Here is a 23,166-nt window from a genome sequence, read left to right as displayed (position 1 = left end):
CGAGACACCATCAGAAAACGCCGCTTAAACCACCAGGCCAAAGCAGCTTAAATCAACCCGCAAAACAAGCCGGAAACTCCAATCTTCAAGAGCACAAAAAGTCTCAAATCATTCCACGACGGACAGGTCTGCCACAGACTTTGCCCGACATCCTCGCGGCGGCGCGGGGCAATGATCTGGTCCGGGCGAACCGGGCTTTCGTCCTCGCCATAGCGGGCGACGAGGCTTGCCTCGGCCTAGACCTGCTGTTCATCCGGCGAAAGTCTTGTGTCCTTCATCGGTTCCGTCGCGTCGATCAGGCGCGGAAAATCCTCTGCCACGGTATAGACGCCCTCGATGATCTGATCCTGTATCCCGCCCTTGTGGGGGACGCGGACTTCCTCGAACCGTTCGCCCGCAATCATGCTATTGGTGCAGACGAAACGCAGCATACCGGCGAACATCTGATAGGCGCTCGTCCCGTCATGTGAATTGCCGATGATGACTTCTGCCGCCTCCTGCTTGCCGATACCGCCATCCCGGCGCAGGCGCAGCATGTGCTTGGCATGGCCCATGCACTCGCCGTCACGCGGCACCGCCTGCGCGGCGAAGAAGGGGAACCATCCTTCGCGGCGCAACCCCTCCACGATCTCGATGGTGGGACGTAAACATAACGCTCCGAGCGGCTGTCATGGGCTTCGCGAGCGAAGGTGGACGGGACGTGACGGTAAAGGGTTTCGTTGTTGAGGGCTTCACGCCCGCTGATCTGGTGAGAGTTACGGCCGAACCGGGTAGCGAGACGATAGGTCATGGTCTTGATCCTCATTGGCTTGGGTTGGAGCGCAGCGCTGCGCTGCAACGCTGGCCGTCGCCGAGACCGGGGGGTGCAAGGAGCAAGGGCGGCCGGGACGGAGGGGGATCGCCCGGCCTGCACGGAACGGAGGAACGACGTGGAGGAAGGCTGGGGATACCGTCCCGGCCGAGCGTCAGCGATCCCTTGCGCCGCGCCATGGGGCAGCGCCCCCAAGCAACCCGCCCGGCATGAGCGGTAGCGGTAGACGGGCACAAAGCTGGATCAGGATGTGCAAAGCCGCTGAACCTGAGAACCGAGCATCCCGATTGCCGCATTTCCCCTGAAGGCGGATGGATAGATAGCCGTGTAGCGTTTCTCTGGTCGTAGGCTTTCAGGGTTCCCGTCCCTGTCGCTATTGCGAGCTCGCTGACGAAGGGGATGCTGAAGCGAGCTGTATCAGGTGGTTTGCTGTTTTGGGGGCTTACCAATCCCTTGGACGACGGAAACGCCTGCCAGCGTGACGGCGAAGCCGACGAGTTGGATGGCCGACAGAGCTTCCCCGAACAGAAGCCAAGCTTGCAGCGCTGCGGCCGGTGGCACCAGGAGCACGAGCGTTGTTATGCGGGTTACGTCACCATTACGCACCATCCAGACGAACAGCGCCGTTCCACCAAGCGAGAGGGCACCGGCCGACCAGATCAGGGCGAGCCACAACGCCGGGGCATTGTCCCATCGCCCGCTACCGACCGAAACGGCAAGCACTCCGGCGACGATCGCCGCGCCGAGATGCTGGACGGCTCCGGCCGAGCGCCAGCCCCAGCCATGCACGCCGGCTGATCGGGCCTTGCAGGACAAGGACGACGATCAGGGCGGTGAAGAATGGTTGCAGCGCTCCGAGCAGGGCCATGACGCCAGCAGCGAGACCGTTCGCCACCGCCCACCGGCTCGCACCGAGATAGACGCCATTCATCAGCATGCCGGCACAAAGATGCCCGAGAAACTGCCAGCCCTTCGGGCGGGGCATATGGCGTGCGAGGATCGCAAAGCCGGCAAGGGCGATCAGGAAGCGGAACAGCAGGAACAGGTTCGGATCCGCGTGAGGTGCGACGGCACGAGCAGCGATAAAACCCGTCGACCAGATCAGGACGAGCAAAAAGGGAGCGGCAATCGTCTTTAGCATCGCCGCTCCTTCGTTTCTTAAGCCGCCGTTGCGGAGACGCGGGCGCTTTCCGGCTGGCCGATCGCGGCGAACAGCTCGACATCTTCACCAAGACCGGCATTGGGCGTGGTCAGGAGGGTCTCGCCGTAGAAGAGCGAATTCGCTCCGGCGACGAGGCACAGGATCTGCGCCTCGCGGTTGAGGTTTGAACGGCCGGCCGAAAGCCGCACGGTCGAGGCAGGCATGACCAGGCGGGTCGTCGCCACCATCCGCACCAGTTCCAGCGGGTCGATGCGGGGGCGCTTGGCCAGCGGGGTTCCCTCGACGGGCACCAGCGCATTGATTGGCACGCTTTCGGGATGCGGCTCCATCCCCGCCAGGACCTGCAACATCGAAGCCCGATCATGGACAGTTTCGCCCATGCCAATGATGCCGCCGCAGCACAGGTCGATCCCAAAGGATCGCACCGTCGCCAGCGTATCCAGCCGGTCCTGATAGGTCCGGGTGGTGATGATCTTCCCGTAGAACTCTGGGCTGGTGTCGAGATTGTGGTTGTAGGCCGTCAGCCCGGCTGTCGCCAGCCGTTCGGCCTGATGGGGCTTCAGCATGCCGAGCGTGACGCAAGCTTCCATGCCGAGCGCGCGGACGCCCTCAACCATCTCGATGACAGCATCGAACTCGCGGCCGTCACGGACCTGCCGCCACGCGGCACCCATGCAGAATCGCTCCGCGCCCGCCGCGCGAGCGGTTGCGGCCATCGCTACCACGCTTTGCGGGTCCATCAGCCTGTCGCGGGTTAGATCGACCTCGCGGTGATGCGCCGATTGCGGGCAGTATGCGCAGTTCTCCGGGCAGCCCCCGGTCTTGATGGACAGGAGGCTGGCTTTCTGGACCTTGTTCGGGTCGTGGTGCCGCCGATGCACTTCATTCGCCCGCCCGACCAGTTCGAGCAGCGGCAGCTCGTAAAGGGTGACAATCTCGTCGATCGCCCAATCGTGCCGGATCGTGCCGTCCGCCGCCGTCATTGGCGTTTACCCCGAAGCCGCGCCAGCGATCCCGGCAGCAGTGCGCCGCCTGCCGCGACCATGCCGATCTTCAGCAGATCACCGGGAAGGAAGGGCAGAACACCGGCAGCGAGGATTTGATTGGCGGGGACATAGGCCGCGAGCCACACCGCGCCCATTGCATAGACCACGGCCAGTCCGGCGAGCATCGCGCCGATCCGCCCGATGAGACCCTTGCCGGCCGCCAGCATGCCTACCAGCCAGGACGCAACGAGATAGCCGAGCAGATAGCCGCCCGTGGGCCCGGCCATATAGGCAAGGCCGATACCGCGTTCCGGCGAGCCGGAGAACACCGGCAGGCCAGCGGCACCGGCCGCGAGATAGGTCAGGAAGATCGAGGCGGCGACGCGCGGCCCGAAGGCGACGGCGAACGCCATCACCGCCAGCGTGTGCAGGGTCATCGGCACCGGCCAGAAGGGAATCTGGACCTTGGCGGCAAGCGTCATCAGTGCGGCGCCGGCGAGTACGGTCAGCGCCGTTCGCGCGGCCGGGGAAATGCGGGTTTCGACGGGCCCTGCGGCGACATCGTTCATGGGAACTCTCCTTCAGCGTAGAATTATAGATAATTTTTTGATTCTATCGCTAAAAGTATCCATAGATGTCCCGCGATGGCAATAGCCTGCCGCGCAGAACCTGCCTTATCGGACTGAGATGGCCCGCAATCGGTTCGCTTGCGGGGGGGGGCTGCCCGATCCATTGCACATGCCGGGCGAGCACGGAGGCGGCCAGTTCGACCTGTCCCGCTCTCAAGGCGTCGAGAATGGCCTGTGGTCCCGGTCGGTCGGCGCTTCCCATTCTGCCCGCCAGCCGGAGAACAGGAATCGGGCGCTTGCCGTATGCAGGTCGTCGATTGACTTCAACAGGCGCGGCATGGCGCAGGGCGTCAGAATGAGGCGATGAAACGTGCGGTTCGCTTCCTCCCATGCCTGTACATCGCCGGCCTTGTCGCCGGCCCGTGTGGCATCCTCGGCCCGGTCCAGTATCGCTTTGGTCAAATGCGGCGCGGCATGGAGCCGCGCCAGCACTTCGAGCGCGGCGCGCATCTCGGCCACTTCCTTGATCTCGCCCATGCTGAAGCCCGCGACCCGGACCCCGCGTCGCGGCTCACTGACCACAAGCCCGTGTGATTCCAGGCGCCGGAACGCCTCGCGCACCGGCACATGGCTCGCCCCGAACTCCTCGGCGATATGATCCTGCCCGAGGCGCGAACCCGGTTCGAGCGCCCCGGAAATGATCCGGTCAGCCAGAACCCTGCTGATCCGAACGGCGAGTGTGTCGTGTTTGGCTGTCGTCATGTTTTATAGATAATTCACTGCACGGCGACCGTCGACTCCGGTAATTCAAGCTTGCTTGGCCATCCTGCATGCGCGGAACAGAGGAACGATGTGGAGACAGGCTAGCCGATTTCCCGCAATCACCGCCTATTGACCGCGATAGCCGCCGAAACCAACCGATAGCTGCACTGCCTACGATATCCGTTACGATGTTAGAGGCTTATAAGGTACTCGTAGTGCTCATCTTCATCGGGTGTTGTCCGCCACTTAGCTTTCCAAACATATCCCCGGCTATCCAAAACCCTTGCAATTCAGCGGGCATGGCAATTCTCTGTTCACGAAGGTCTCATATAACCCATTAAGCTGCTCACAATGAGTGCGTTTTTCGTGTGGTAAGCTCGTCGGATATCCAAACGTTGATCACTTTGATCGCTTACATTGATGGCTAGCTTCGCGGTCATGTCTGGATAACGCACGGTATCGATTCCGAATATTTCGATGCGCTGGTCGATCTCGTTCAAAAGCGTTTATCGGATTTTGTCGTCCCGCGTGTTCTAATCGGCGGGCCGCAAATGCACTGTCTGCTTACCAGAAATTTGTTGGAGCGCATGGCGATTGACTCAGGGCGGCGTGTCGGGATTGAGTTTCTGGAAGTGTCGGCGCTGCAAGCCATGGGTGATGCTAGGCCCGGCATTTTGATGGGCTTTGCCGCTTGTACCTTCCATGAGATAGAGATTGCAGTCAAAAAGCTGGCAAATGCAATGAGCGCAGTCAGCATGGCTTAAGCGTTCCTTGCTCCACTGCCCAATTGGTCTGCCCAAATAGATAAAATTGGCAGGAAATAACAGTCCATCTTTATGATAGTTCCTGCTTAACATCCACCATGCCGAGAGCGTGGGGCATTCTTACTGGCAGCTCGAAGGAGATTGGCGATGGAAGCATCGGTCGCGGCGCATAGAGTTCAAAAAGTGGAAAATGCAGGTGTAAGCTCCGCTCGCCTCGCCATTGCCGATGGCGCTATCGCCGCCCCAATCACGAGCGAAAAAGTCCGCCAACGCGAATCCATCGAACTTATCGCCTCTGAGAATTTCGTGAGCCAGGCGGTGCTCGATGCTCAAGGTTCTGTGCTCACCAACAAATATGCCGAGGGCTATCCACATCGTCGCTATTACGGAGGCTGTGCGAATGTCGATGTCGTGGAAGATCTGGCGATCGAGCGTGTGAACCAACTCTTCGGCAGCACTTACGCCAATGTGCAGCCGCATTCGGGCAGCCAAGCCAATCAATCCGTATTTTTGGCGCTCCTGACGCCCGGCGATACAATCCTAGGGCTTGATCTCCGGGCCGGTGGACATCTGACCCATGGGGCCTCTGTTAATATGTCGGGCCGCTGGTTCAATGTCGTCGGCTATGGTGTGGACCCGGAAACCCATCTCATAGACATGGATCAGGTTGCGGAACTCGCCCGTCATCATCGGCCCAAGCTGCTGATCGCCGGGGGATCGGCCTATGCGCGCGTCATGGACTTCGCACGTTTCCGCGAAATTGCCGACGAGGTTGGTGCGATCCTTCTTGTTGACATGGCTCACTTCGCGGGACTGGTCGCCGGCGGCGTCTATCCGTCGCCGGTTCCGTTTGCGCATGTCATAACGTCGACCACGCACAAGACGCTGCGCGGGCCTCGCGGCGGATTTGTCCTGACCAATGACGCGGAAATAGCGAAAAAGATCAACTCAGCGACCTTTCCCGGCCTTCAAGGCGGATCACTGATGCATGTCATTGCGGCGAAGGCCGTCGCGTTCGGCGAAGCGTTGCAACCCTCATTCAAGACCTATGCTCGCTCGGTGGTAGAGAATTGCCGCGTGCTGGCACAGTCCCTTGCTGAAGGCGGCCTCAAGATCACCTCTGGCGGAACCGATTGCCATCTTGCCGTTGTCGACCTGCGCCCCTTCGGCGTGACCGGGAACATCGCGGAACAGGCACTGGAGTCCGTCGGCATCAAGCTCAACAAGAATGCGATTCCCAACGACCATGAAAAGCCCATGATCACGTCAGGTATCCGTGTTGGCGCCGCCGCCGGTACATCTCGCGGGTTCGGTATGGACGAATATCGGGAGGTTGCCGCTCTTATGCTGGACACGCTTCATGCCATTCGCGGCGGAACACTCGACACGAACCGGCGGGCCATTAATACGCGCGTACGCCAGCTCGTGGCACGCTTTCCGCTGCCCTATTAGCCGGAGGTGGGGTGAGATGAATTCAGCCTTGAAGGTCGAGCTTCTGCCAGAGGACATCGCCCGCTTCGGTAACGATCCGGCCACATCCTTCGCCTCCAACCTCAAAACAGTGCATGAGCGAATCGCTGCTGCCTGCCGGCGTTGCGGACGTGCCGTCGAAGATGTGCGGCTTCTGCCCGTCACCAAGACAGTGCCGGCTCATATTTTGCGGCTCGCCTATGCCTCTGGCATCTCGGATTTTGGGGAGAATAAGTTGCAGGAGGCCCGCGGCAAGCTCGATATGCTCGGTGATCTTGCGATCAACTGGAGCATCATCGGCCACCTCCAGACCAACAAGGTGAAATATCTCGTGCGGTTTGCTTCGGCATTCCACGCGCTGGACAGCTTTCGGCTGGCTGAAGAACTAAACCATCGCCTTGATGCGGAAGGGCGAGACCTCGACATATTTGTGCAGGTTAATACCTCATCGGAGGAAAGCAAATACGGCCTCCACCCCGACGACCTTATGCCCTTCGTCGAGCGATTGGTGGAATTTCCCCGGCTCAAGCCGCGTGGCCTCATGACGCTTGCGATCTTCAGCGCCGATACCGAGCGGGTGCGGACCAGCTTCCAGTTGTTGCGTGACCTCCGCGACCGGGCGGTTGGCGTCCATCCCGGACTGACCCAGCTTTCTATGGGTATGTCGGGGGATTTCGAGATCGCGATTGAGGAAGGAGCAAATGTTGTGAGGGTCGGGCAAGCGATCTTCGGTGCCCGCCCGACAGCCGATGGTTATTACTGGCCTGACTTCAAAAAGGTTACAGCTCCTGGAACGACAGGCTGATCCGGCCCATTTTGCAAATGAGAACCGGACCTCCCGAGTTGGGCCGGCGGTCGATACTTGTCGTTTATGCTGGTTTCATGGAAATCGGTTCATCGATCAAAGGAGTATAGATCATGGCGGAAAAAGCAGTCTTTTATCACGCTGGATGCGCGGTCTGCACTGATGCGGAAGAACGGTTCGTTGGGGCGCTTGATCGTTCTCGCTTTGCCGTGGAGACGGTCCATCTTGGCGAAGCCGCAGATAGGATCGCGGAAGCACGTACGGCAGGCGTTAAGTCCGTACCTGCATTGGTGATCGGCAACGCCGTTTATCACATCAATCATGGCGCAGATCTGTCTGCGTTAGGATAACGCCGTGGTAACAACCGGAGCACGCGCCATGCTGAAAACGGCAGCAGTCGTTCGCCACCTTCACTTTGAGGACCTTGGCACATTAGAGGCGGTGCTTACGGCTTCCGGGTATCGTATCCATTACTACGATATAGGTATGAATGAGCTGTGGACTCTCGATGCGGCCGTTCCCGATCTGATGGTCATTCTTGGGGGGCCGGTCGGTGTCTATGAGGCAGAAGCTTATCCTTTCCTCGAAGAAGAACGGCAACTCATTGAACGGCGCTTGGCATCAGGCCGTCCGACGCTTGGCATCTGCCTCGGCGCTCAAATGATTGCGTTAGCGCTTGGCGCGAAAGTCGCTCCGATGGGGCATAAGGAAATCGGCTTTTCGTCTCTTTCGCTAACAGAAGCCGGGCGGGTTGGGCCGCTTCGGCACCTGGAGGGCGTTCCCGTACTTCATTGGCACGGGGACGCTTTCGACATACCCGGTGATGCAGCCAATCTCGCTACAACGGCATTGTGTGCGACGCAGGGTTTTTCAATCGGGTCAAATGTTCTTGGTCTTCAGTTTCATCTGGAGGTGGATGCCTGTGCGGGAATTGAACGCTGGTTGATAGGCCACGCATCCGAACTTGCTTCAAGCGGCATCGATCCCCGCGCCCTTCGCGCCGATGCTATCAAGTACGGGCCGGCATTGCGTGAGGCCGCCCGTAAAACTTTTACCGAATGGCTCAAAGGGACGGCGCGTTAGCCGTCCCAATTCTTTTACCTATCCAGATTTTAGGTTGTGGACTCATTTATTTGATGGAAATGTCACCTCAAATGACCAGATATGCAGGCGAAGAGGTGAATGACAGGGTTTGCTTCCCCTTTATCCGTAGTCGCTTATTGATGAACACGGACATAGGAGCTGTCGATCAATAAAGGTTTAGAAATCTCGCGCAGAAACTCGTCGCAGACACTCGTCGATCGACAACACGAAACATACAACATGCTTATCAGGCATCGGGGTTGGATATCACTCTGTTTGAGATCCCCGAGATCAAACTGGCGACGGGTAAGAAAAGCCTCCAAATCGAGGCTTCAGCCAATCAAAATGAGGCCAGTTTACAGACCCAGTTCACGAATTTGCGGCATAGCCGCATAGTGCCATCCCTGCCGACCTGATTATTAACTCAGCTTGTATCGCCGTTCAGCAGACGCACCACCCAGCTTTGCGATTACTGTTTCGCCGACGATGGCGCTCTGGCCGACCGCGACGCAAAGAGGTGTGCCAAGGGGAAGGTAGACATCAAGGCGAGAGCCGAAACGGATTAGGCCGAAGCGTTCCCCAACTTCGATGTCGTCGCCTTCAGCAACCCAATGTTCGATACGCCGGGCGATCAGCCCCGCGATTTGCACGACCACGACAGAGCCGTAAGGTGTTTCAAGAACTATCGCATTGCGCTCGTTTTGCTCGCTGGCCTTGTCCAGATCCGCATTGAAAAAGCGCCCCGGCGTATAAGCGATTTGTCGTATCCGCCCTGTCACTGGGGCGCGGTTCACATGGCAATCGAAAATGCTCATGAAAACCGAAACGCGCACCATCGGTTCGGCGGGTAACGCGAGTTCGCGGGGTGGAAGGACTTCGGCGATCATACTCACCCGGCCCTCAGCGGGTGCAACGACAATGCCATCTTCAATGGGCGTCGTACGCTCTGGGTTTCGGAAAAAATAGCAAATCCAGACCGTCACGATGCCGGCGAACCAAGCCATTGAAGCCGATAGGAAGCTGAACCCGACTACGCAGGCGGCGCCGATGAGAATGAATGGATAGCCTGACCTATGGATCGGCGTCAGGCTATCCTTGATTGAGGAGAGTACGTTCATACAGGCAACCTCGCATCTGGAAGCGGCGAGGGGCCTTCTGTCGGCATCGCCAGTTTTTTTTCCGTCTGCCGCTTCCGGCGGGGCGGTCGGTTTGGATCGCGCAACAAATTGGCCGCTTTCTTGATCCTGCGCATCGCCTCAGTGATTTCGCTCGGCAGCATTGTTAGCGGGGGCGCAAACCGCACCACGTTGTCCCGCGCTGGGACTGCCAGCAACTGTTGGGCGCGCAATAGATCGACGAAGGCGGTCGCATCAGTGCGCATTTGAAGCCCCTGGAGCAAGCCCATTCCGCGCACACCAGCGACAACGTCGTCATAATCCAGGGCAAGGCGATGCAACTCATCGCCCAGCATTTGGCCCAGTGTCCGCACACGATTGAGAAAGCCGGGGTCGAGTATGATGTCAAGCACGGCATTGCCTGCGCTCATGGCGAGCGGATTGCCGCCGAAAGTGGTACCATGCGTTCCAGCGGTCATGCCGCTTGCCGCTTTATGGGTTGCAAGACATGCCCCCATCGGAAATCCGCCACCGATCCCCTTTGCGACCGTCGCGATGTCGGGTTCGACATCGCTCCATTGGTGGGCGAAGAACTTGCCTGTTCGACCGGCGCCAGTTTGTATTTCATCGAGAATCAGCAATAGCCCATGCTCGTCGCAGAGCGCGCGCAGCCGGTGCAACGTCTCGTTTGTTACGCAGCGCAAACCACCTTCACCCTGAATTGGTTCGAGCATGATTGCAGCTGTGTGCGAGGTGATCGCCTTGCCCAGCGCTGACCAATCGTCGAGCGGCACCTGATCGAATCCGTCAACCGGCGGACCGAAACCATCAAGGTACGGCTGGTATCCGGTTGCCGATATCATCGCGAGCGATCGACCATGGAATGCCCCCGTGAAGGTGATGATACGATACTTCTCTGGTGAGCCGGTCGCCGAATGAAAGCGGCGAGCCATTTTCACAGCGGCTTCGTTTGCCTCGCCGCCCGAATTAGTGAAAAAAACAACGTCGGCAAAGGATGCATCGGTTAAGCGCTGCGCCAGCTGTTCGCCTTCGGGTATGCGAACAAGGTTGGAAGTGTGCCAGAGCTTGTTAAGCTGGGCTTTGACGGCCTTCACGAGGTGGGGATGCCCATGGCCGAGTGAATTGACAGCGATGCCGGACGCAAAATCCAGATAGCGTGTGCCGTCTTGTGTATAAAGCCACGATCCCTTTCCGAACTCGAATGAGAGATCAATCCGCTTGAAAACCTTCAACAGAGGATCAGACATGGCCAAATCCCGTTGTTTCGGGGCTTGCTGCGACTTTATGATAAAAAGCATTGTCGATTACCACGACGCCCTCCTGTGCTAAGGCAGGGTTTAGTCATGATAAGGACCATGAAGCAGGGGCGGATTGGATAAAACCTCTGGGCCGGTTTATCGGCACACGGGCTTTGATCGCTCGAATATATCAATGGCGCGTATCATCTCGCGTTCGTCAAGGCCTGCGAAGCCCAGCCGGAATGCTTCGGCCGGTTTCACAGTCTCCAGATCGAAATGAATGCCCGGCATTACTGAGAGTCCAAGTTTTGCGGCGTTTGCCGCCCATGTCTCGGCGCTCAAACCCTGCTTCAGGCTTAACCAAATCGCCAGCCCTCCGGCAGGCAAGGAAAACTGTGCGTCCTCGGAGAACCGTTCCCGCAGCAATTGTGCCATCAGATCGCGGCGCATATGGTAGATTCTGCGTGCTTTGCGGGCGTGGCGCTTGATCGTTCCATCCTCCATCAGATCGGCGAGTGCGTGCTCTAGCGGCAGGTCACCCTGCCGGTCCAGAGCTTCGCGCCTGTCGGCCATCGGCGTCAGGATTTTGGGCGATGCGACTGCATAACCAATCCGGATGCCAGGGGCCAGCAACTTGGACAGTGAACCGATATAAATGATCGGCAGATCGCTTTCAGCGCGTGCCGCTAACGGCAGGATTGGTCGACCATCAAAGCGATATTCGTTATCGTAGTCATCTTCGATGATGACGAGACCAAACCGCCGTGCCACATCAAGCAGGCGCAGCCGCCGGGCGGCGCCCATCGTTACGGTGGTCGGATATTGATGGTGGGGCGTAACGTAGACGGCGCGCAAGCGTCCATTGGCCCTTGCCATTCTCTCCAATATCTCAACATCGATCCCACCAGCATCGACCGGAATACCGATGACATCCGCTCCTGCTGCACGAAAAGCCGACCACGCAAGCGGATAGCCGGGCTGTTCGACGGCGATGAGAGCACCGGGACCGGCCACCGCCGCAGCAGCCAGAAAAAGCGCCATCTGACTGCCGCGCGTCACGAGAATTTCAGAAGGTGCAGCCGTAAGGCCGCGCTCGTCTCTGAGATAGGAAGACAGCGCGTCGCGCAACTTGCCGTTTCCACGGGGATCACCGTAGATGCCGCCCGATGCGAAGGCGGCGCTAGCGAGCGCCCGGCGAAAAGCCTGGGCAAAGGCCGTGGTTGGTACCAGCCTTACATCCGGAGCGCCATCGGACAAGCGAAGAACTAAAGGATCGGTCGCACGAGTGGGCTTGGCAGCATGGCCCGTCGGGCGCATCGGCTGCGGATGCATCGCCATGTCGGGAAGATCGGCTGCAACGAAGGTGCCACGCCCGGGTTCCGTAACCAGCCAGCCCTGCATGGCCAATTCATGATAGGCCGCATCGACTGTATTCCGGTTGAGTTTCAGATTGCGGGAGAGTGCACGTGTTCCAGGCAGGGGATCGCCGGGTTTAAGACGGCCGCGTTCAATCTCTTCAACAATTGTTCGCGCCAGAGCGAGAAACACAGGTTCGCGTCGCTCCGGTCGCACTTCGATAGCAAGCGTGGTTCCCTTACCCATCCGGCATATCTTCTTTGCTTATTTCGATGCACTTTGATAGGCCAAACTAATGTCGGAGAAATGGTAGTGCAATTCGGTGATGGCGCGGCATTTCAGCTTGGACCGGTTCAGGCCGACGGCGATGTCTCACCATGGAGGCGGCGTGACCAGTCTTCGACCTGTCGCGTCTGAAGGCGCTTGTGCGCGTAATTGCGCCAGCTTTCCGGCAGATGGTCTAATCCGATCATTGCTGCCAGCTCGTCACGGTTCATCGTGTCGACGTAAAGGACTCTCCAGAGGCGCTGGATTGTCCACTCCGGGGAAATGCGATCTATCAGATGGAGTTCGTCACCTAATTCGACATATCCGGTCTCCAACACCCTGTAATACCATCCGGTCATACCGGATTTCTGGACACGGACCGCCATGTCCGCGGTCTCGAAGCGCGCATTAAGCTTCCAGCAGGGCTGGCGACCCTGGCTGATCTGAAGAACTGCATGTCCGAGCCTGAATGTATCACCTATAGCGACATCCTGTTCTGTCATGCCGCGTGTCGACAGGTTCTCACCGAATGCGCCCGGTTTAGTGAGAACATCGCGATTTCCAATGGTAGAAATCCAGTGCGCATAGTGGTCATAAGCATAATGATGAACAGCTTTTTCAACGCCACCATGATGTTTGCGATCACCCTGTGCATCGCCAGCGAACCCTTCCGGCCCGAGAAAAACCCGGCCCTCTATAGGGTGCTTATCGATGCCGCTTGGTGCGGCGCGCGGGCCGAGCGGTGCGACGGCCCCGATCAGAATTTTGTCGATCATTGTCATGCCCAGCGCCCTTTGTATGACCTGAGACAGCCGCACAGGGTTGCTCACATTTCACAAGGTATTGGAGGCCGGACCTGGAATTGAACCAGGCTGAACGGATTTGCAGTCCGTTACGTCACCACTCCGCCATCCGGCCTCATAGTGGTTCTCTAACAGCACATCCGGCCTTTACGAATGGCCGGATTTATAAAACTTGCTAGGCCAGTTTGGCTCATTGCAGGCACGACTGTTATATATCGCTGGCGCTGGATGGTTCTCTCGTGATGAAATCCGGAAATCCGGCCTAGCTCATTTATTGAATCCGGTTCTCTTTGATAAACCAGTCAGCGGTTATTCTGAACGTCGATATATTATATGCCGATGTTTGTTCGTTGTTTCGTGGAGCTCCTGACTGCCGAGCTCTCGCCGACGCTTGTCTCGGCGATAGGAACACCCGCGTATGAATGACCCCTTTATCAACTCCTTCCGCAACGGTCCCGATGAGAACGGAAATTTCGGTAAGTTTGGAGGACGCTTCGTTTCAGAAACACTGATGCCGCTTATCCTTGCTCTGGCGGATGCTTATGAAGACGCGCGGCGCGACCCGGAATTTGCAGTCGAGATGACAGGCTATCTCAAGAATTTTGTTGGACGCCCTTCACCCCTTTATTTCGCACAAGGTTTAACGGATCACTTTGGCGGAGCGAAAATCTACTTCAAGCGCGAAGACCTCAACCACACTGGTGCGCATAAGGTGAACAACGTTCTCGGCCAAATTCTGCTGGCCATGCGGATGGGCAAGCGGCGCATCATCGCTGAAACCGGAGCAGGAATGCATGGTGTCGCCACCGCGACGCTTTGCGCGCGCTTCGGCTTGGATTGCGTTGTCTACATGGGTGCGGTCGATGTCGAACGCCAAGAAGCTAATGTTGCCCGAATGCGGATTCTGGGTGCCGAGATTCGGCCGGTCCATTCTGGCTCCGCAACTCTCAAGGACGCCATGAACGAGGCGCTGCGCGATTGGGTTACGAATGTGGATGACACGTTCTATTGCATTGGCACCGTCGCTGGCCCGCACCCTTATCCAATGATGGTTCGGGATTTTCAGTCCATTATCGGTATAGAAACCCGCGGACAGATGATGGAGGCCGAGGGCCAGCTTCCCAATGCACTGATGGCCTGTATCGGCGGCGGCTCAAATGCGATCGGCCTGTTCCATTCATTCCTGGATGATCCCGGCGTGGAGATTTATGGCGTAGAAGCCGCTGGTCTTGGTCTCGACGTGGCCCATGCGGCTGCGATTGCCGGAGGAAAGCCCGGCGTTCTTCACGGAAACCGGACTTATCTACTTATGGATGACGACGGCCAGATACAGGAAGCGCATTCCATTTCCGCCGGTCTCGACTATCCCGGCATCGGTCCCGAACATGCATGGCTGCACGATGTCGGGCGTGTCCGGTTTCTTTCTGCGACGGATAAGGAAGCCATAGAGGCGTTTCACCTGTGCTCAAGGATCGAAGGCATCATTCCAGCGCTTGAATCTGCACATGCGCTGGCCCGCCTTGGTGATGTCGCCGCCGCTCGACCAAAGGACCAGATCGTTGTCGTCAACATATCTGGGCGCGGAGACAAGGACCTGGCATCCGTACTCAATCAGCCAAAAACCGAACCAATTAGTCGGTAAGCCCATGCTTGCCAGGAGTAGGAGTAAACCGTGCTGACGCCATTCATCGACATTCTAGCGCAACGCCGTGTAATCGGACCGGCGATTGACGCCGCCATTCTTTCCGTGACACGAAGCGGTCAGTTTATCATGGGACCGGAGGTCCATGCTTTTGAGAAGGAGCTTGCCACATTCGGGCAGGCCGGGCTCGCACTTTCCTGTTCCAATGGTACCGATGCTCTAACGCTACTCATGCGGGCATGGGGTATCGGTACAGGTGATGCTGTTTTCTGCCCGTCGTTTACATTTGCTGCGACAGCGGAAACCATCGCCCTCACTGGCGCGTCGCCGATATTTGTAGATATCAGGCCGGATACACTAACAATCGATCCCGCGCATTTGCTGGCCGCAATAGAAGACGTCACACGCAATTCGGTACTCAAGCCCAAGGCGATTATTGCCGTTGATCTTTTCGGGCAACCGGCAAACTATCCGATCCTCCGATCGATCGCCGATACGTTCCAATTGAAATTAATCGCTGATTCCGCTCAAGGTTTTGGATGCAAGCTGCACGAGCGTCATCCCATTTATTGGGCCGATGCGACGACGATTAGCTTCTTCCCTGCGAAGCCTTTGGGTTGCTACGGTGACGGCGGCGCCGTTCTGGTGAAGAATGAGGAGCTTTATGATCACCTCACGTCGCTGCGGGTGCATGGACAGGCAACAGCCAGAGATATTGAGAGCAGAGGATTTGTTCATGATCCCAAATACCTCAACCTGCGCTTGGGAATGACCGGCCGCCTGGACACAATCCAAGCAGCGGTCCTTCTGGAAAAGCTCAAGATTTTCGACACGGAAATCGAGCTGAGGAATCGTGTCGCCGACCGCTATAACAGCGGCCTTGCTGGTGCGGTCGCAGCAACGCCGACAGTGATCGAAGGAGGGCGTTCGGTATGGGCGCAATATACGATTGAACACGCGGACCGGGACGCCTTGGCCGCACATCTGAAATCTCGCGACGTTCCGACTGCGATCTATTACCCGATCCCGCTGCATCGGCAGCCCGCTTATGCCCGGTGCTGGGTAGGCCCTGGTGGTCTGCCGGTATCAGAAGCCAAGGCCGATACTGTCCTCAGCTTGCCCATGGGGCCATATCTCGATGATGACATTCAGGATCAAATCATTGGAGCAATCCGTGATTTCCGTTGAGCAGAAGAGCGCCAATAAAGGATAAACGAACGATGAGTAGATTCTGGAGTCCCTTTGTTGAGACATTGCTTCCTTATGTTCCAGGAGAACAGCCGAAGGGCCGCAAATACATCAAACTCAACACCAATGAGAATCCTTATGGCCCGTCGCCGCGAGCGCTTGCGGCTATCCGGGCTGCGACGGACGATGATTTGCGACTTTACCCGGACCCTAAAGCCGAGGACCTCTGCGATGCCATCGCCACCACCCTCGGCTTGCCGTCTGATAGTCTTTTCATTGGTAACGGCTCGGACGAGGTGTTGGCGCATGCCTTCAACGCTTTCTTTCGCGGCAAGGGGCCTGTGCTGTTTCCCGATGTGACCTACAGCTTCTATCTGACCTACTGCAATCTCTATGCACTGCCTTTCAGGCAAATACCGCTCGACCACGCCTATAAACTTGTCCCCGATGACTACAACGGACCTTGCGGGGGCATCGTGATTGCCAATCCCAATGCGCCAACCGGCATCGCCATGGATTTGGATAATGTCGAACGGATATTGCGCCAAAATCCGGACGTTGTGGTGGTGCTTGACGAAGCCTATGTCGATTTCGGAGCGGAGAGTGCAGTCCGGTTGACCCCGCGCTACGACAATCTTCTGGTCACCCAGACCTTCTCCAAATCGCGGAGTTTGGCTGGGCTGCGCGTCGGATTTGCCGTGGGGCAGCCGCATTTGATCGAGGCGCTTCGCCGGGTAAAGGACAGCTTTAATTCCTACCCTCTCGACCGTCTGGCGCTAGCCGGTGCAATCGAAGCCTGGCGAGACCGCGAGTGGTTCGATGTTACGCGGAAGCGCATCATCGGCGAGAGAGACAGAACGACAGCCGCTATGTCTGCACTAGGATTTGAGGTTCTGCCTTCGGCAACAAACTTCCTGTTTGTCTCGCACAGAGAAATCGCAGCAGAGGAATTATTTGCCAGCTTGCGCTCACAGGGCATTCTGGTGCGCCATTTTCGTCAGCCGCGAACCGCAGGCTGGCTGAGGATAACGGTTGGTACGAAAGAAGAATGCGAAGCGCTTCTCGATGCGGCTGAATGCATCACATCGGGAAGACGAAGCGTTTAGCGCGCGTTTCAAATGATCCCCATTGCGATCAATAGCGAGCCGATAAGAACGACAAAAACCGTTGAAGCAGCAAAAGGCAGCATTATGCGATAGGCATCGCGTTCCCGCCCAGGCGTTCCGGCGAGGCTGCAGACAATCGACATTCGCACCGGCGAAATCATATTGAGCGACAGCGCAGCAGCCTGCTGGAGTGCAATGACGGCAGCAATATTGAGTCCGGCATCAGTTGCCAGGCTGACTTGCGAAGACATGAACAGGCCATTGGCGGCATTGCTGCTGTTGGCAAGCGCCCCAAAAACGGCTGAAATCTGCGGTGTCAGGACCACTGCCCAGGTTCCGAATGCGTCGAACAATCCATTAGCCAGTCCCGCGGCGACACCAGAGCCGGATAGCAGTTCCGCCATCATGGAAAAAGTGATGACAGTGAGAACCGCAAGCCTGCCGGTTTTCCACGCTGCTTTGATCTCTGAACCGAACGCAGCCCTATGGCCGCGCAGAAACCCGGTCAGGATTGCGCCAACGATAAGCCAGGTTCCGGCATGGAACAGTGGCGACCACGCAGGCACCCCCGAGAATGGCTGTAGGCGTGCCGTTTCCGACAGAAACTGTGCCATCGGCGTAACTATCCTCGTCACCACGAGCCATCCGATCAAAAAGACAAAGGGCGCCATGCGATTTAGTGCCAGCACCAGCGCCGTGCCATCTGGGCGCTCGTCAACTATATAGCGTAGCACGATAATCGGCCCGTAGGCCGCGAGCATGGCGGTTTCAGGCCCCAGCAACGCGGTTGCGCCAATGACAGCGGCAAGGCTGGCGCCGAGCCATGCCGCCTCGTTCGCCCGCTCTCGCCAATCTGCGGTCACACCCGCTGCATTGGCCATGAACCAGTAAAGCGGTAGCCAAAAGACATGGAAAGCGACAAGAAACACGCTTGTGTTGAGCGCAAGTGTATTCGGATCTGTGCGGCCAAAAGCGGAAGCGATGATGACACCGCTCCCCATGCCACCCCACAGAATCATGGTCTGACTGAGCAGGCTGAAACACAAAAGGTAGATAGGTGCCACATCTAGCCGCCGAACCAGCATCATGGTTCCTATTATGCCGACGCCGAACCCGGTTGCGGACTCCGCAAAAGGGCCAATCAGAAAGCAGGCCGTAAACAGAAGGCGGCGCTTTGTTCGCGGATCGTCCAGAACTGTTTCGACCGGCATGGTCGCGTTGCCTGGACGGATCGCCATTTGCCAGAAAAGCAACCCACCTAAAATGTAAGGGACGACGGTCCAGCCAATCCACACACCGCGCAACAGGGAGATAGCGGCATCAGAAGCCAGAAAAACCTGCGGCGCGCTGGTCAGCGCGACAATGAGCGCCATCAATAGCCCAACTATAGAAGCCGGAAGCGTTCCAAGTCGCCCGCTCGCAATGGAAACAATGGTTGCGATAGCTGGCAACGTCCACAAGAAATAGATCAACTATTCTGCCTTTAGCTCGTCAAGAAGATGGTTTGGAAGCCGGTCAGCCGAGCTTGGATACACCGGCGATGATGGCAATCTGAAAGGATTGGTTAGCACCACAATTGCGAGTCCGTCAGGCAAAGGCAAAAAGGGTGATTTTCTAGGTTTGGAACCCAGAAATTTTCCCTTTTCAACCCGGGCTTATTAGAAGCGCGAGGATAGTGCTAGTGTAAGATTGCGTATATGGGAGGGCCGCTTTACGCAGATTGAGCAGGCCAGTGATCCGAATAACGGGCAGCCTCGATCCTACTTTTTCCATTTGTTTAATCCAGCATAAGGGCATAGCCGCGATTGCGTGTAGCTAAGGTCGTGCGATGGCTTCGCAAATATAGTAGCAAGGATCATCTCGGTGCACAGTCGAGCTTCGCAGGGGCGCTATCGTGACGGAGTTCAAGCAAGAAGGACCGTGCAGCTTCTATGTGCTGCTCAAGGCAGCGAACTGCATTTTCAATGTGACCTTCTACGAAAGCTCGGAAAATATTTTCATGGTGGTCGATCCACGCTGGCGTTTTTATAGCTAACTTGTCGTATTGGATGGCGTGCATCAAGCAGCTACGACGTAGCTCTTCTACTATCGCGAGTTGCTTCTTACGCCCCGCCGGAGCGTAGAGCGTTGCATGAAACAACCAGTCACCTTCTGCCCAGCCAGGACGTCCGGCTTCGAGATTTGATTTACGCAGCGCGTATTCAGCTTCGGCATGATCCCCCGGACCGGCCTTCGCAATCGCATGTCGTAAAAGATCGCATTCCAGAAGCCTTCGAAGGTCGTAGATTTCTACCAGTTCATCATCCGTGAGTTCGATGACTTGTGCCCCCTTGCCGGGGAGCACCATCACGAGTCGTTCAGCGGCAAGCTGTTGCAATGCGTCCCTCACTGGTATGCGACTGACACCGAACCGAACAGCGAGCTCGGTCTGGGACAGCATAGTTCCGGGCGGCAACTGGCCGGCGAGTATTTCCTTTCGCAACGTATCACTAAGCGCCATCTTGCACGTCATCCATTTTACATATACGCGTATACACGTATACCTAACAGGAAATTATTTGCCGCACAAGGAATAGCTTATGAGTCACAACTACAGTTCATATGTCGTCTGGACAGGCAATCGCGGAGAAGGAACCGCCAATTATCGGAGCTATGACCGAACATGGGACATAGCCATTCCCGGCAAGCCGGTGGTTCATTGTTCGAATGATCCCTTACTGGGTGGAGATCCAACGAAAATGAATCCCGAGGATCTTCTGATTTCGGCACTCTCCGCCTGCCATATGCTCTGGTATCTTCATTATGCATCGGACCATGGAATCGTGGTGACGCGCTATGTGGACAAGCCAGTTGGCATCGGCGAAGTGGAGAAAAGCGGAGCAGGGCGATTTACATCTGCCACGCTTCGACCGAAGGTTACGGTCCTGGGCAATACCGACCTTCAGCTTGCGGAGTCCATCCATCACCGTATTCACAAGGTCTGCTTCGTCGCTCGCTCGGTCAACTTTCCCGTTTCTTACGAGCCGAAGTTCATTGTTGAGACATAACCTTTTTCGACGCTCACGCTCGGATGCGACTAGAGCGCATCCCAAAAAGTGGGAGCCGGTTTTGGGAACCAGATGCGCGTAAAAACAAACAGACAGAGCATTTCCAGTGGTTCAGTTTAAACAGGAAATGTCTAAACATTATAATCTCAAGCCTATCTACCGAGTTGACGGCTTATGACCAACCAGAACGGATTATAGCCTTTCTATCTTAGCAATCTGTAGATCCAGAATGGCTCACTATGCTCCACCAACTCGTTGAGTTTTGCCGGTGAGAGGCCGGTTGCCCTACGAATTTCCCGGCCAAGATGGGATTGATCGGAAAACCCGCTTTCAGCCGCGACGGCTGCGAAGTTCCAGTCTTCCTCATTCGCCATCTGGGCGCCACGGGAAATTGCATTCTCAACGCGGGCATAAAGTTGAAGGTCGCGCAAGCTCTGGCCTGTCCTGTACTTGATAAGACGTTGCAGCGACCTCTGCCCGTTTTTCCCAGAAGTTGATCCTGCCCACGCGGCAAGCCGCGCCAACCAGCTTCGGACATCGGAAACTTGCTGCGCAGGTTCATTATCCCAAAGCCCGTTTAGCAAATCCTGAATTTGGACAAACGGCTTGGTCTGCCGGCCAAATTGGATAGACGACAGCTGGGCCAATCTGCCCCCCGATGCAATTTTCTCCAAGGGAAGAACGGCGCCGACATATTGTGCGAGATTGATTTCGAGCAGGCGCGTCAATGCTTCAGGATAGAAGCTGATGGTTAGCACGTGCACTGCTCCGGGAGACCAACTTATGGACGGGCGTCGCGTTGGGCCGGAGAAAAACACTTTGGGTAGCGGGTTGCCGAGGGTCGGAACATCCGTTGCGCAACCTTCGACCATGTGCAATTGGCCAGCCAGTATCCACGAGATGGAAGCGAAAGGCGTTGCGGGATAATAGTTAAACCGATCCGCGTCGATTAACTGAACGTTGCGCGTATCGCGCTCTACTGCGAGATATATGCAGTTAGAAAGACAGCGCTCAGGGCGATACAGCGTTGCATATTCAACTTGTCTCATAGTTCATGTCGTTTCGGTTCTATACCGCGCAAGCGCATCAGCCCAACAATGCATGGAAATCCAAAACCACCTAAGGGCATGCAATGACGCACAAGCAGCAATTGTTTCAACGCTTCCCAATCGACGGTTCTGTTGTCGTCGCAGGCGAAGAGTCAACGACTCCATATCACATTTACAACGGCACGATCTTATCACTTGGGGGGACGGTTGACGGAAAGGTTGCTGCCAGATTTCTTGCAGCCGAAAACCTAGAGCCTGTGCTGGATACAGACGGGCGTGCGCTCGCCGCAATATGGATTTGCGATTTCACCGAAGCAAATCTTGATGCTCATCATGAACTACAAATATCTTTGTTTGCCACGCGGCACAAAGAGCAACCGCTGCGGGCGGATGCATTTTCCTTTTATCGTGCACTAAAACTCATCCCTGATCTTATGATGGTATGTCATGGTCTATGGAATAACACGCAACGCGTCGTTCGGTATAATAGCGAACATCTGCTGCTCAATGCACGACTTACCAAGAGCGAGGTGGTTTTTTCCGGTGATTACTGGACCTTCCGCTTCCGTGACGCAGCGGGCGGGTTGATCGCAGAGGGTTCGGTACAGGCCACAAGGCGCCAGCCGGCAAGTGTGGGGTGGAAGATAGCTCGGCAGATGGGTCTTCGCGGTTTTCTCAATCTCCTCAAAGCACCTTTCTTCAAGTTGCCGGTGGTGAACACAAGACGCCAGGGCGAAGACTGCAATCATGTCTGCACAACTTATACTGTTTGTGAAAAGCCGCTCATAAGAGCCGCTACCAATAAGGATTTTATTGCTATAAGTGAGGCCAACTACGCAGAACTCGATTTCAGGATCACTTTCGTGCAGGTCCTGAAAGATATCGGGTTCATTTTCATGCGGCCAACACCGCTTTGACCATGAAAAGCCATGCTGATCCCTGCCAGCGATACTGAAGACACAGAGGTTGTTTGAAGGGCATCAACGCCGATTGTTGAGCTCAAAAAGAACGATGCCAAGATTTTCCTCGCAAGCCTAAATCCACAGGCTGACGATCGTTTGGTTGAGGTCCAGTGCCTTTGCCACAATAAGCTCATTGGTATGCGACCACCTGCGCCTCCTTTTTTACCCTAGAGGAGGCGTGCCGGATCATGCCCGTCCCATCCTGCATTGACGTTTTCCAAGCGAAGCAAGGCCGCTTTCTTCTCCAGCCCGCCACTATAGCCGGTGAGTTTGCCATTAGCGCCGATGACGCGATGGCAAGGTACGATAATCGAGATCGGGTTTATGGCATTGGCCCGCCCTATAGCCCTTGCCGATGTCGGTTTGTCCAGACGTTGGGCGAGATCACCATAAGTGATGGTGGTACCATAGGGCACTTTCGCCAGTTGCGACCACGCTTCCTGTAGGAATACATTACCTGCCGGTGCGAGGGGGATACGAAAAATCTTTAGCTCACGGCGAAAGTAAGCTGCAATCTGCGCTGCGACATGTGCAACGGCATCGTCTTTCTGGACCAAAGCACCGGGGGGCTGCCAATCAGCGCCTGCTCGTGTGTCACCTACGAAATCGAGCCGAACCAGAGCGCCGTTTCTATTGACGATGGCCGTCATTTGCCCGATTGGTGTCTCGATTTTTCCCAAGAAATGCATTCACACCCCTCCCGCCTCATTGTCCTAATGTTTGCGACATTTTGCATTGAAAATGCGTGCTGTTGATGCCGGATGTCGTAGAAGAAAGACGTCTGGACGGATTGGTCTCGCTAAGAGATTACCGCCGCAATTGGGGCAATTCCCGCCGGGAAACGCCCCGGCGCAGGTTACGCAATATGTGCATTCAAAGCTGCATATGCGAGCTTCAACACTTGATGGCGGTAAATCTCGGTCGCAGCACTCGCAATTAGGTCGAAGTTCTAACATAGCG

General features: G+C 56.7%; 23 protein-coding genes, 1 tRNA gene and 2 pseudogenes. 10 read left to right on the top strand and 16 right to left on the bottom strand.

Features of this window, described 5'->3' with window-relative positions:
• Positions 1 to 68 precede the first annotated feature (68 nt).
• From H5024_RS18530 to H5024_RS18510, 6 genes and pseudogenes are all read right to left on the bottom strand, one after another.
• A pseudogene (locus H5024_RS18530) lies at positions 69 to 790 on the bottom strand (DUF932 domain-containing protein); the annotation flags it as partial.
• Positions 791 to 1,228: 438 nt separating this feature from the next.
• Positions 1,229 to 1,534 carry a DMT family transporter gene (locus tag H5024_RS21200; RefSeq protein ID WP_348770714.1) on the bottom strand — a complete coding sequence of 102 codons (306 nt, stop codon included), beginning with the start codon at positions 1,532 to 1,534 and terminating at the stop codon, positions 1,229 to 1,231.
• Positions 1,512 to 1,952 (bottom strand): EamA family transporter, encoded by a 441-nt coding sequence (locus H5024_RS21195; RefSeq protein ID WP_210309721.1) that lies wholly within the window; start codon positions 1,950 to 1,952, stop codon positions 1,512 to 1,514. The genes H5024_RS21200 and H5024_RS21195 overlap by 23 nt, the downstream gene beginning before the upstream one ends.
• Positions 1,953 to 1,969: 17 nt before the next feature.
• On the bottom strand, positions 1,970 to 2,956 hold the full coding sequence (gene bioB / locus H5024_RS18520) for a biotin synthase BioB (RefSeq protein WP_187548574.1): 987 nt from the start codon (positions 2,954 to 2,956) through the stop codon (positions 1,970 to 1,972).
• Entirely contained in the window at positions 2,953 to 3,528 is a 576-nt protein-coding gene (locus H5024_RS18515; RefSeq protein ID WP_187548573.1) for a biotin transporter BioY, read from the bottom strand. The genes bioB and H5024_RS18515 overlap by 4 nt, the downstream gene beginning before the upstream one ends.
• Positions 3,529 to 3,577: 49 nt before the next feature.
• A pseudogene (locus H5024_RS18510) lies at positions 3,578 to 4,290 on the bottom strand (GntR family transcriptional regulator).
• A 587-nt stretch (positions 4,291 to 4,877) separates the two neighbouring features.
• On the opposite strand from H5024_RS18510, the gene H5024_RS18505 reads away from it, so the two are divergent.
• The 5 genes from H5024_RS18505 to H5024_RS18485 all read left to right on the top strand — a co-directional run bounded on the left by H5024_RS18505 (position 4,878) and on the right by H5024_RS18485 (position 8,412).
• Positions 4,878 to 5,054 (top strand): hypothetical protein, encoded by a 177-nt coding sequence (locus tag H5024_RS18505; RefSeq protein WP_187548572.1) that lies wholly within the window; start codon positions 4,878 to 4,880, stop codon positions 5,052 to 5,054.
• A gap of 147 nt (positions 5,055 to 5,201) precedes the next feature.
• The gene (locus tag H5024_RS18500) at positions 5,202 to 6,506 is read left to right on the top strand and encodes a serine hydroxymethyltransferase (protein ID WP_187548571.1); all 1,305 of its coding nucleotides are present in this window, start codon (positions 5,202 to 5,204) and stop codon (positions 6,504 to 6,506) included.
• Positions 6,507 to 6,522: 16 nt separating this feature from the next.
• Positions 6,523 to 7,329: a YggS family pyridoxal phosphate-dependent enzyme gene (locus tag H5024_RS18495; RefSeq protein WP_187548570.1), complete on the top strand. Its 807-nt coding sequence runs from the start codon at positions 6,523 to 6,525 to the stop codon at positions 7,327 to 7,329.
• Between the two features lie 113 nt (positions 7,330 to 7,442).
• A complete protein-coding gene (locus H5024_RS18490; protein WP_187548569.1) occupies positions 7,443 to 7,679 on the top strand; it encodes a thioredoxin in 237 nt (78 codons plus the stop codon).
• A 4-nt stretch (positions 7,680 to 7,683) separates the two neighbouring features.
• Positions 7,684 to 8,412 (top strand): glutamine amidotransferase, encoded by a 729-nt coding sequence (locus tag H5024_RS18485; RefSeq protein WP_348770713.1) that lies wholly within the window; start codon positions 7,684 to 7,686, stop codon positions 8,410 to 8,412.
• 419 nt (positions 8,413 to 8,831) lie between these two features.
• On the opposite strand, the gene H5024_RS18480 is transcribed toward H5024_RS18485, so the two are convergent.
• From H5024_RS18480 to H5024_RS18460, 5 genes are all read right to left on the bottom strand, one after another.
• Positions 8,832 to 9,530 carry a phosphatidylserine decarboxylase gene (locus H5024_RS18480; protein WP_187548568.1) on the bottom strand — a complete coding sequence of 233 codons (699 nt, stop codon included), beginning with the start codon at positions 9,528 to 9,530 and terminating at the stop codon, positions 8,832 to 8,834.
• The gene (locus H5024_RS18475) at positions 9,527 to 10,795 is read right to left on the bottom strand and encodes an aspartate aminotransferase family protein (RefSeq protein WP_187548567.1); all 1,269 of its coding nucleotides are present in this window, start codon (positions 10,793 to 10,795) and stop codon (positions 9,527 to 9,529) included. Before H5024_RS18475 ends, H5024_RS18480 begins: the two co-directional genes overlap by 4 nt.
• A gap of 147 nt (positions 10,796 to 10,942) precedes the next feature.
• Positions 10,943 to 12,388, bottom strand: a complete 1,446-nt coding sequence (locus H5024_RS18470) for a PLP-dependent aminotransferase family protein (protein ID WP_187548566.1) — start codon at positions 12,386 to 12,388, stop codon at positions 10,943 to 10,945.
• 107 nt (positions 12,389 to 12,495) lie between these two features.
• Positions 12,496 to 13,191: an MOSC domain-containing protein gene (locus tag H5024_RS18465; RefSeq protein ID WP_187548565.1), complete on the bottom strand. Its 696-nt coding sequence runs from the start codon at positions 13,189 to 13,191 to the stop codon at positions 12,496 to 12,498.
• A 62-nt stretch (positions 13,192 to 13,253) separates the two neighbouring features.
• Positions 13,254 to 13,327 (bottom strand) — tRNA-Cys (locus tag H5024_RS18460).
• Between the two features lie 303 nt (positions 13,328 to 13,630).
• On the opposite strand from H5024_RS18460, the gene trpB reads away from it, so the two are divergent.
• The 3 genes from trpB to hisC are packed head-to-tail and all read left to right on the top strand — an operon-like array spanning position 13,631 to position 17,148.
• Positions 13,631 to 14,854 (top strand): tryptophan synthase subunit beta, encoded by a 1,224-nt coding sequence (trpB, locus tag H5024_RS18455; RefSeq protein ID WP_187548564.1) that lies wholly within the window; start codon positions 13,631 to 13,633, stop codon positions 14,852 to 14,854.
• 30 nt (positions 14,855 to 14,884) lie between these two features.
• Complete coding sequence (locus H5024_RS18450; RefSeq protein ID WP_187548563.1) at positions 14,885 to 16,042, top strand: DegT/DnrJ/EryC1/StrS aminotransferase family protein; 1,158 nt, start codon at positions 14,885 to 14,887, stop codon at positions 16,040 to 16,042.
• A gap of 32 nt (positions 16,043 to 16,074) precedes the next feature.
• Positions 16,075 to 17,148: a histidinol-phosphate transaminase gene (hisC, locus tag H5024_RS18445; RefSeq protein ID WP_187548562.1), complete on the top strand. Its 1,074-nt coding sequence runs from the start codon at positions 16,075 to 16,077 to the stop codon at positions 17,146 to 17,148.
• Positions 17,149 to 17,156: 8 nt separating this feature from the next.
• Here hisC and H5024_RS18440 read toward each other — a convergent pair whose 3' ends face one another.
• Positions 17,157 to 18,620, bottom strand: a complete 1,464-nt coding sequence (locus H5024_RS18440; protein WP_187548561.1) for an L-lactate permease — start codon at positions 18,618 to 18,620, stop codon at positions 17,157 to 17,159.
• A 383-nt stretch (positions 18,621 to 19,003) separates the two neighbouring features.
• Positions 19,004 to 19,648, bottom strand: coding sequence for a GntR family transcriptional regulator (locus H5024_RS18435; protein ID WP_187548698.1), 645 nt, complete (start codon positions 19,646 to 19,648; stop codon positions 19,004 to 19,006).
• A 79-nt stretch (positions 19,649 to 19,727) separates the two neighbouring features.
• Between H5024_RS18435 and H5024_RS18430 the strand changes: the two genes are divergently transcribed.
• Complete coding sequence (locus H5024_RS18430) at positions 19,728 to 20,195, top strand: OsmC family protein (protein ID WP_187548560.1); 468 nt, start codon at positions 19,728 to 19,730, stop codon at positions 20,193 to 20,195.
• Positions 20,196 to 20,398: 203 nt separating this feature from the next.
• On the opposite strand, the gene H5024_RS18425 is transcribed toward H5024_RS18430, so the two are convergent.
• The gene (locus tag H5024_RS18425) at positions 20,399 to 21,244 is read right to left on the bottom strand and encodes a helix-turn-helix domain-containing protein (RefSeq protein ID WP_187548559.1); all 846 of its coding nucleotides are present in this window, start codon (positions 21,242 to 21,244) and stop codon (positions 20,399 to 20,401) included.
• Positions 21,245 to 21,327: 83 nt separating this feature from the next.
• Between H5024_RS18425 and H5024_RS18420 the strand changes: the two genes are divergently transcribed.
• Positions 21,328 to 22,161 (top strand): hypothetical protein, encoded by an 834-nt coding sequence (locus tag H5024_RS18420; protein ID WP_187548558.1) that lies wholly within the window; start codon positions 21,328 to 21,330, stop codon positions 22,159 to 22,161.
• Positions 22,162 to 22,373: 212 nt separating this feature from the next.
• Here the strand turns inward: H5024_RS18420 and H5024_RS21555 are convergent, their stop codons facing one another.
• Both H5024_RS21555 and H5024_RS18410 read right to left on the bottom strand, forming a co-directional pair.
• A complete protein-coding gene (locus tag H5024_RS21555; RefSeq protein WP_282186080.1) occupies positions 22,374 to 22,895 on the bottom strand; it encodes a methylated-DNA--[protein]-cysteine S-methyltransferase in 522 nt (173 codons plus the stop codon).
• Positions 22,896 to 22,919: 24 nt separating this feature from the next.
• Positions 22,920 to 23,162, bottom strand: coding sequence for a DUF1272 domain-containing protein (locus tag H5024_RS18410; RefSeq protein WP_187548557.1), 243 nt, complete (start codon positions 23,160 to 23,162; stop codon positions 22,920 to 22,922).
• Positions 23,163 to 23,166 lie beyond the last annotated feature (4 nt).

The sequence above is a fragment of the Ochrobactrum sp. Marseille-Q0166 genome, from assembly GCF_014397025.1.
In the GTDB taxonomy this organism is placed as follows: Bacteria; Pseudomonadota; Alphaproteobacteria; order Rhizobiales; family Rhizobiaceae; genus Brucella.
The sequence above is the reverse complement of the archived record's forward strand: the minus strand, read 5'-3'. Positions and strand labels throughout refer to the sequence as shown.

Coding starts and splice junctions, on each gene's coding strand:
- hisC (WP_187548562.1), top strand. CDS start 16,075: ATGAGTAGATTCTGGAGTCCCTTTGTTGAGACATTGCTTCCTTATGTT.
- H5024_RS21195 (WP_210309721.1), bottom strand. CDS start 1,952: ATGCTAAAGACGATTGCCGCTCCCTTTTTGCTCGTCCTGATCTGGTCG.
- H5024_RS18465 (WP_187548565.1), bottom strand. CDS start 13,191: ATGACAATGATCGACAAAATTCTGATCGGGGCCGTCGCACCGCTCGGC.
- H5024_RS18495 (WP_187548570.1), top strand. CDS start 6,523: ATGAATTCAGCCTTGAAGGTCGAGCTTCTGCCAGAGGACATCGCCCGC.
- H5024_RS18500 (WP_187548571.1), top strand. CDS start 5,202: ATGGAAGCATCGGTCGCGGCGCATAGAGTTCAAAAAGTGGAAAATGCA.
- H5024_RS18505 (WP_187548572.1), top strand. CDS start 4,878: ATGGCGATTGACTCAGGGCGGCGTGTCGGGATTGAGTTTCTGGAAGTG.
- bioB (WP_187548574.1), bottom strand. CDS start 2,956: ATGACGGCGGCGGACGGCACGATCCGGCACGATTGGGCGATCGACGAG.
- H5024_RS18515 (WP_187548573.1), bottom strand. CDS start 3,528: ATGAACGATGTCGCCGCAGGGCCCGTCGAAACCCGCATTTCCCCGGCC.
- H5024_RS18435 (WP_187548698.1), bottom strand. CDS start 19,648: ATGGCGCTTAGTGATACGTTGCGAAAGGAAATACTCGCCGGCCAGTTG.
- H5024_RS18490 (WP_187548569.1), top strand. CDS start 7,443: ATGGCGGAAAAAGCAGTCTTTTATCACGCTGGATGCGCGGTCTGCACT.
- H5024_RS18420 (WP_187548558.1), top strand. CDS start 21,328: ATGACGCACAAGCAGCAATTGTTTCAACGCTTCCCAATCGACGGTTCT.
- H5024_RS18430 (WP_187548560.1), top strand. CDS start 19,728: ATGAGTCACAACTACAGTTCATATGTCGTCTGGACAGGCAATCGCGGA.
- H5024_RS18425 (WP_187548559.1), bottom strand. CDS start 21,244: ATGAGACAAGTTGAATATGCAACGCTGTATCGCCCTGAGCGCTGTCTT.
- H5024_RS18470 (WP_187548566.1), bottom strand. CDS start 12,388: ATGGGTAAGGGAACCACGCTTGCTATCGAAGTGCGACCGGAGCGACGC.
- H5024_RS18475 (WP_187548567.1), bottom strand. CDS start 10,795: ATGTCTGATCCTCTGTTGAAGGTTTTCAAGCGGATTGATCTCTCATTC.
- H5024_RS18480 (WP_187548568.1), bottom strand. CDS start 9,530: ATGAACGTACTCTCCTCAATCAAGGATAGCCTGACGCCGATCCATAGG.
- H5024_RS21555 (WP_282186080.1), bottom strand. CDS start 22,895: ATGCATTTCTTGGGAAAAATCGAGACACCAATCGGGCAAATGACGGCC.
- H5024_RS18410 (WP_187548557.1), bottom strand. CDS start 23,162: ATGTTAGAACTTCGACCTAATTGCGAGTGCTGCGACCGAGATTTACCG.
- trpB (WP_187548564.1), top strand. CDS start 13,631: ATGAATGACCCCTTTATCAACTCCTTCCGCAACGGTCCCGATGAGAAC.